Origin of the sequence: Rhizobacter sp. (genome assembly GCF_031412075.1) — a bacterium.
GTDB lineage: Bacteria > Pseudomonadota > Gammaproteobacteria > Burkholderiales > Burkholderiaceae_C > Rhizobacter.
The window spans coordinates 1-6,482 of the sequence record NZ_JANOCG010000481.1; the positions used below are offsets into that span (position 1 = coordinate 1).

The 6,482-nt window shown below is 63.9% G+C and carries 5 protein-coding genes and 1 pseudogene; 1 reads left to right on the top strand and 5 read right to left on the bottom strand.

What is annotated here, in order from left to right; all coding sequences use genetic code 11:
• Nucleotides 1-138 precede the first annotated feature (138 nt).
• From RMO40_RS18010 to RMO40_RS18030, 5 genes are all read right to left on the bottom strand, one after another.
• On the bottom strand, nt 139-1,116 hold the full coding sequence (locus tag RMO40_RS18010; protein ID WP_309724362.1) for an oligopeptide/dipeptide ABC transporter ATP-binding protein: 978 nt from the start codon (nt 1,114-1,116) through the stop codon (nt 139-141).
• Entirely contained in the window at nt 1,113-2,813 is a 1,701-nt protein-coding gene (locus tag RMO40_RS18015; protein ID WP_309724364.1) for an ABC transporter substrate-binding protein, read from the bottom strand. The genes RMO40_RS18010 and RMO40_RS18015 overlap by 4 nt, the downstream gene beginning before the upstream one ends.
• Before the next feature lie 55 nt (nt 2,814-2,868).
• Nucleotides 2,869-3,765 (bottom strand): ABC transporter permease, encoded by an 897-nt coding sequence (locus RMO40_RS18020; RefSeq protein WP_309724366.1) that lies wholly within the window; start codon nt 3,763-3,765, stop codon nt 2,869-2,871.
• The gene (locus RMO40_RS18025) at nt 3,765-4,721 is read right to left on the bottom strand and encodes an ABC transporter permease subunit (protein WP_309724368.1); all 957 of its coding nucleotides are present in this window, start codon (nt 4,719-4,721) and stop codon (nt 3,765-3,767) included. Before RMO40_RS18025 ends, RMO40_RS18020 begins: the two co-directional genes overlap by 1 nt.
• 288 nt (nt 4,722-5,009) lie before the next feature.
• A complete protein-coding gene (locus RMO40_RS18030; RefSeq protein ID WP_309724371.1) occupies nt 5,010-5,978 on the bottom strand; it encodes an alpha/beta fold hydrolase in 969 nt (322 codons plus the stop codon).
• A 226-nt stretch (nt 5,979-6,204) separates the two neighbouring features.
• On the opposite strand from RMO40_RS18030, the pseudogene RMO40_RS18035 reads away from it, so the two are divergent.
• Nucleotides 6,205-6,482: pseudogene (locus RMO40_RS18035) on the top strand (acyl-CoA dehydrogenase); the annotation flags it as partial.

Consider the following 6,482-nt stretch of genomic DNA (forward strand, 5'->3'; position numbering starts at 1 on the left):
GTCTTGGACCCGAAGCAGCGGTTGCTTGTTGTCTGCTGGAGTCATGCGACGCCCCACACCGTTCGGGCTGAGCCTGTCGAAGCCCTGGTGACATGCGAACGGCCCTTCGACAGGCTCAGGGCGAACGGAATCCGGAAATTAGGCTGTGACATCGCGTATGCAGGCCATGATGTGGTTGGTGCCGATCGAGCGAAGCTTCGGGCGTTCTTCAGAACATTGCGCAATGGCGTAGCGGCAGCGGGGGGCGAAGGCGCAGCCCGGCGGCAGGCGCGACAGGTCGGGGGGTGAGCCTTCGATGGGCACGAGGCGCTGCGACGCATCACCATCGAGCCGTGGCACCGAGGCCAGCAGGCCACGGGTGTAGGGATGGCTCGGCTTCTTGTAGAGATCGCGTGCCGAAGCTTGCTCGACGATGCGACCGCCGTACATCACCGCCACACGGTCGGCATAACGCGCCACCACGCCGAGGTCGTGGGTGATGAGGATGAGCGCGGCCTGGGTCTCGCGGGTCAGCTCTTTGAGCAGGTCGAGAATCTGCGCCTGCACCGTCACGTCGAGCGCGGTGGTGGGCTCGTCGGCAATGATGAGCTTGGGCTTGCAGGCCAGGGCCATCGCGATCATGGCGCGCTGGCGTTGGCCACCCGAGTACTGGTGCGGGTAGGCGCCGGCACGGGCGGCGGCATCGGGAATGCGCACCTTGCCCAACAGCTCGCGCGCCGATTCGAGCGCCTTCTCCCACGGCGTGCCGCGGTGCAGGTTCATCGGCTCGGCGATCTGCATGCCCACCGTCAGCGTGGGGTTCAGCGAGGTCATCGGCTCCTGGAAGATCATCGCGATGCGGTCACCCCGCACCTTGCGAATCTCTTCGTCGCTGAGCTTGACCAGGTCTTTGCCCTCGAACAGGATCTCGCCACTTTCGATGCGCCCCGGCGGGTTGGGGATCAGGCGCAGGATCGAGAGCGCCGTGACGCTCTTACCCGAGCCCGACTCGCCGACGATGGCGAGCGTCTCGCCCGGTGCGACGTCGAACGACACGTTGTCGACCGCGGTGACTTCACCACGCTCGGTGCGAAAGCGCGTCGTCAGGCCGCGCACTTGAAGCAAGGGTTCGCTCATTTGCCCATCTTCTTCTTGAGTTCCTGGTCGACCCAGATGCGCGAGTAGATCGGCCACGGCCGCACGGCGCCGGCACGCAGCTCGCCGTTGTAGTTCTTGACCCAAGGCCACCACGCCACGTGGTTGTAGGGCGTGGGCAGCCACACGTAGGGCGCCTTCTCCAGGATTTCGCGCGTCAGCACCTTGAGCATGATCTGGCGCTTGCCTTCGTCACGCTCCAGGAGCACGTCGTTCATCTTCTTTTCGTAGGCCGGGTCGTTCCACTGCGAGGGGTTCCAGACCTGGCCCTTGACGAAGTTCTTGCGGATGGTGGTGGTCGGGTTGGTGTGGCCGTTGTCCATCAGGTAGAGCGGCGCGTTGGTGCGCGTGGTCATGGCCGACAGGAAGGCCGGGTACTCCATCGGCTGGATTTCCAGCTTCACGCCGATCTTGTCGTAGTAGGCCGCGAGCATCTGCACCAGGTCGCCGTGCGTGCCGTTGACGGCGTTGTATTGCACCTTGAAGGTGAAGCCGTTGGGGTAGCCGGCTTCGGCCAGCAGCTGCTTGGCCCGGGTGGGGTTGTAGGTGTAGAGATCTTGCACCGCCTTCGGCATCGCACTCAGCGGCTCGAAGTAACCCACGTAGTCGGGGTGCATCGGGAAGCCGAACACCTCGGCGTGCCCGCTATAGATCGACTTGATGATGTCTTCGCGGTTGACGGCCATGTTCATGGCCTGGCGCACGCGGATGTCATCGAAGGGCTTGGTGTCGACCCGCATCGCGAGGTAGGTGCCGGCCATGGCCAGCGTGCGCGACCACTTCAGATCGGGGGCCTGCTTCTTCAGGTCTTCGACTTCGCTCGCGCGGATCACTTCAAGGATGTCGAGCTTGCCGGTGCGCAAGAGCGAGTAGCGCGTGGCTTCGTCCTTGATGGTGCGGTAGGTGATCTTGTCGACGAAGGGCAGCTTGTACTTCTGGCCACCGATGGTTTCGGTGTCCCAGTACTTGGGGTTCTTGGTGTAGGTGTTGGAGTTGCCGGCCTGGAAGTCGGTCAGCAGGTAGGGGCCTGTGCCGTTGACGTTTTTCCAGTTGTTGGCGCCGGCCTCGACCACCTCTTTGGGCACGATGGCCGAGTAGTAGCCCCAGCCGAATCGGTAGTCCCACTCGGCGTTGTATTCCTTGAAGCTGAAGCGCACGGTGTGCTTGTCGATGGCTTCGGCCTTGCTGATGTGGTCGAGGTAGAAGGCTGTCTTCTTGGCGCTCTTCTCCAGCCGGTTGAAGCTGTAGACCACATCGTCGGCGACCAGCTCGCGCGCCGCCATCACACCCGGTTTTTCGGGGTACATGATGCCCTTGCGCAGCTTCACTTCCATCGTCATCGGGTCTTTCCAGGCCCAGCTCTCGGCCAGCTCGCCCCGAATGGCGTCGGTGGGCAGCCAGGCGTCGGCGACGAACTTGTGCTTGCCGCCGTTTTTCACCGACTTGGAGAGGTCACCCGACCACAACACTTCGTATTGGCCGCCGGCGTCGTGGTTGATCTTCCAGTTGTAGTCGGCCGGGTCCCACGACAAGGCCGAGATGCCCACGTAGACCGTGCCGAGCTTCAGCTCGCCGCCGTACTGCGGCTTGCCCGCCTGGGCGCTGGCCACGGCGGGGGCCAGCAGCAGGGCGCTGGCCAGGGCGCAGGTGTGCAATTGCAGGCTCATCGTCTTCTTCATCGCATGTCTCCTAAGGGTCGCGTGAGAGAGGGGTGTCAGGTTCAACAACGCCGGGTCAGCGTGAGCCGCGCATGCGCGGGTCGAGCAGGTCGCGCAAGGCGTCGCCGAACACGTTGGTGGCGTAGACCATCACGGTCAGGCACAGGCCGGGTGCGAGCGCCAGCCACGGGCCCTGGAACATGTAGGTGCGCCCGCTGCCCGACAACATGCCGCCCCAGGTGGGTGCCGGTGGGGGGACGCCCAGGCCGAGGAAGGCCAGGCCCGATTCGGCCAGGATCACGGTGCCCACGCGGGTGGTGAAGATCACGATCACCACCGGCATCACGTTGGGCAGGATGTGCTTCCACAGGATGCGCAGTGACGACGCACCGAGCGACTGCGCCGCGTGCACGTACATGTTTTCGCGCACCGCCACCACCGCGCTGCGGATGATGCGTGAGCCGTCGATGCCGAGCAGGATGCCCAGCGTGAGGATGGTTTGCAGCATGCCGGGGCCGAAGATCGACACCACGACAATCAGGATGATCAGGCCGGGGAAGCTCATCCACGCGTCGACAAAGCGCTGGATCACCATGTCGGTACGCCCGCCCAGGTAACCGCTGATCACGCCGATCAGGATGGAGATGACGGTCGACAGCAGCGCCGCCGAGCAGCCGATGATCACCGACAGGCGCGCGCCGTAGAGGCAGCGCGAGAGCACGTCGCGGCCGAGGTTGTCGGTGCCGAACCAGTGTTCCCATGAGGGCGCCTTCAGGCGCTCGAGCATGTTGATCTCGTTGTAGCCGAAGGGCGCGATCAAGTCGGCAAAGATGCCGCAGAACAGCATGAACAGCAGCACCAAGCCGCCGGCAGCGCCGAGGCGCTTGTCGCGCAGCAGCCGCATGATGATTCCGCGTGAAGGCGCGCGCGGCGCGGTGGCCGCACGCACGGCGTTGTCCATCACGGCTGACATCAGCGGAACCTCACTTTGGGGTCGAGCAAGCCGTAGCTCAGGTCGACGATCAGGTTGATCACCATCACCGCGATACCCACGACGAGGAACACGCCGGTGATGATGGGGTAGTCACGCTGGTTCACGGCATCGAGCAGAAGCAAGCCCATGCCGGGGATGACGAAGATCTGTTCGATGATCACCGCGCCGCCGATGAGCAGCGGCGCCTGCAGGCCGATCAGCGTGACGACCGGGATCAGCGCATTGCGCAGCGCGTGGCGCATCACCACCAGCGGCTCGGAGAGGCCCTTCGCCCAGGCGGTGCGGATGTAGTCTTGGCGCAGCACCTCCAGCATCATGGTGCGGGTGAGCCGCATGGTGATGGCCGACAGCGCGGCGCCGAGGATGATCGCCGGGATGATCATCTGCTTGAGGTTTTGCCACGGGTCGGTGAAGAAGGGCACGAACTCGACCTCGGGCGACCAGCCCCACCAGATCGACGGGAACACCATCACCATGGTGCCGATCCAGAAGCTCGGCACGGCCAGCAGCAAGATGGAGAAAGAGCGGCTGACGTAGTCGCCTGCGGTGTCTTGGCGGATCGCCGAATACACGCCAATCGGGATGGCGATGACCAGCCCCACGATCATCGCGAGCAGGCCCAGCTCGAAAGTGACGGGCATGCGGGCTTTCAGGAACTCGGTGACCGGCGCGCCCTGCCACAGCGAGTTGCCGAGGTCGCCGCGCAGCACGATGTTGGAGACCCAGATGAAGTACTGCTCCCACATCGGCTTGTCGAGGCCGAGGGCGGCAACGACCTGGTCGCGGCTCATCTTGTCGGCCGCCACATCGTTCTGGCTGAGCATCATGTCGATGATGTCGCCGGGGATCAGCCGCACCGTGATGAACACGATCAGGCTGGCGAAAAACAGCGTGGGCAGCAGCGACAGCACGCGCCGGATGATGTAGCCGCGCATCAGCTCGGCACCCCTGCATCAGTGGCTTGTTGCCACCATACCCATTCTTCCGCTTGGTCAAAATCGCTTTGCATTCAGTGGCCTCGACGTTGCGCGCAGACTTGGCTGCAGAACCCGCTGGATCATGGACCGAAGCGTGGTCGGAGTCTCGCAGGGCAAACACTTAGCCGAAGCTGAATGCAGCCCGGCGCACTGGCATACCCGAGATTCGAAGCCTGGGTAAACGCTTGGTTTGGGAGGGGAACTCGAACGCACCCCCGCGCTCCGCTCCGGGTCAACCCGGAGGGATCAGCGCGGCCAGCCGGCGAGCAGGCCGCGCAGTGCGGTGACGAAGGCCAAGGGCTGGTCGACCATCAGGTGGTGGCGCGCCGCCGGAATCTCGATGCGCGGCGATCCTGCAGGCGCAAGACTCGCGATGTAGCCCAGCACCTCGGCATCAAACAGCAGCGAGTGGCTGCCCCACATGATCGACACCGGGCATTGCAGCGCGGAGAAGTCGGGCACGGGGTTTTCCATGCGCATGTCGCGCCACTGGTAGGGGTCGAAGCGCCAGGTCCAGCCCAGTTCGTCGCAGCCTTCCAGTGGTGCTGGCTTCAGAGAGCCGCGCGCAATGTGGTCGGCGATATAGAGGTTCTTGCACACCTGCGGTGGCGCAAAACGAAAGCGCTCCAGCGCCGAGGGCAGGTCACGATAAACACGATTGGGTCGCGGGTCGAGCATGCCGCTCGGCCCGCGGCCGCGGCGCTTCTGGCGCATCTCGGGCGACAGGATGGGCGAGTCGACCATCACCAAGCCACCCACCTTCTCGCCGCTGCACGAGGCATATCTCAACGCCGGGAAGCCGCCAAACGAATGCGCCACCACCACCGGCTTGGCCACGCTTTCGAACAGGCCGGTGGCCCCGGCCACGGCGCCCACTTCCCGCGACAGCAGGTCGATGGAATAACTCTCGCGCCAGTCGGAGCCGCCCATGCCCGACCACGACAGCGCGGCCACACGAAAGTCGTCGGCAAAGAAGGGCGCGATGAAGGTCCACCAGTCGGCGTGTGCGCGGTTGCCGTGCAGCAGCAACAGCCCGGGCTTGCCAATTTCGCCCCAGGTGAGGGTTTCGATCTGCGCGCCAACGACCTCTGTGAAAGAGCGCTGCGGCACGCGCTGCACGGCCTGCTCGAACCAGCGTGGGGCCTCGGGTTTTTCCCCTTTGAAAGGGGCCAGCGGGGCCTGAATGTTCAACTCTTTGGAGGTGTTTTCGGTCACGGCTTGGCCTGTGCGAATGGAAACTCAGGTATGCGGGGCTTCAATGCTTTTGTCGCAAACGAGACTCATCGGGTGCCTGCGTTGATCTATAAAACAGACCTGCACTGACAAAGGCGCGTTGAATCGACGCGGCCCCGTTTAGAAAAACCAGTCTGCCAGAGAATCGCAGCTTGCGCCACGGGGCTACCCCAAGGCTGCTGCCCGTCGTTTCACTTTTGGAGTAGCCATGAATTTCACGATGTCCGAGCGGCAAACCTACTGGCGCGAGCGTGTTGTCGCGTTCATGGACCAATACGTCTACCCCGCCGTGCCCACGTACCACGCCCAAATGAAAGCCTTCGGCGACAACCGCTGGCAGGTGGTGCCCGTGGTCGAGGAGCTGAAGGCCATCGCCAAGAAAGAAGGCCTGTGGAACCTCTTCCTGCCCAAGGATTCGTTGCCTGAAGACAGCCCTTACCGTGGTGCGGGCCTGACCAACCTCGAATACGCGGTATGCGCCGAAGA

Bases quoted from the DNA above. Each gene is read 5' to 3' on its own strand.
- RMO40_RS18025 (WP_309724368.1), bottom strand. From the start codon at position 4,721: ATGCGCGGCTACATCATCCGGCGCGTGCTGTCGCTGCTGCCCACGCTG.
- RMO40_RS18020 (WP_309724366.1), bottom strand. From the start codon at position 3,765: ATGTCAGCCGTGATGGACAACGCCGTGCGTGCGGCCACCGCGCCGCGC.
- RMO40_RS18015 (WP_309724364.1), bottom strand. From the start codon at position 2,813: ATGAAGAAGACGATGAGCCTGCAATTGCACACCTGCGCCCTGGCCAGC.
- RMO40_RS18010 (WP_309724362.1), bottom strand. From the start codon at position 1,116: ATGAGCGAACCCTTGCTTCAAGTGCGCGGCCTGACGACGCGCTTTCGC.